Raw genomic sequence first — 399 nt, 5'->3', positions numbered from 1 at the left:
CCCCGGCGAAGGACTTGTCCAACGCTCCCAGGCATTCCTCGGCGCGCAGGCACAGGCGCACCTCGAAGCCGGACAGCTCCAGCCATTGCTGCACCGCTTCGCGGATCGTCGCTTCGTCGTCGACGAAGATCACCTGGTCGCTCATGTCGTTACGCTCGTGTCATCGGGGGCCGCCGGCAGGATCAGGCTGAACACCGCTCCCGCCTCGGCATTGGCGACCTGCAGGCGGCCGCCGAGTTCGTGGACGATCCCATAGGATACCGCCAGGCCGAGGCCGAGTCCCTCTCCCACCGGCTTGGTGGTGAAGAACGGATCGAAGACGCTGCCCAGGTGCTCGGCGGGAATCCCGCCGCCGTTGTCGGCGACGCTCAGCACCCAGTCGCCGCCAAGCCGTTGCAG

The 399-nt window shown here is 67.7% G+C and carries 1 protein-coding gene; it reads right to left on the bottom strand.

Annotated elements, in window-relative coordinates; all coding sequences use genetic code 11:
- Positions 1-141: 141 nt before the first annotated feature.
- A partial coding sequence (locus J1M86_RS24170) for an ATP-binding protein (protein WP_274611739.1) occupies positions 142-399 on the bottom strand: 258 nt, incomplete at its 5' end.

It is taken from the genome of Rhodococcus sp. KRD197, assembly GCF_017168235.1.
Lineage (GTDB): Bacteria > Actinomycetota > Actinomycetes > Mycobacteriales > Mycobacteriaceae > Rhodococcoides.
Note: the sequence above shows the minus strand (reverse complement) of the source record. Positions and strands in the feature narration are given on the sequence as shown.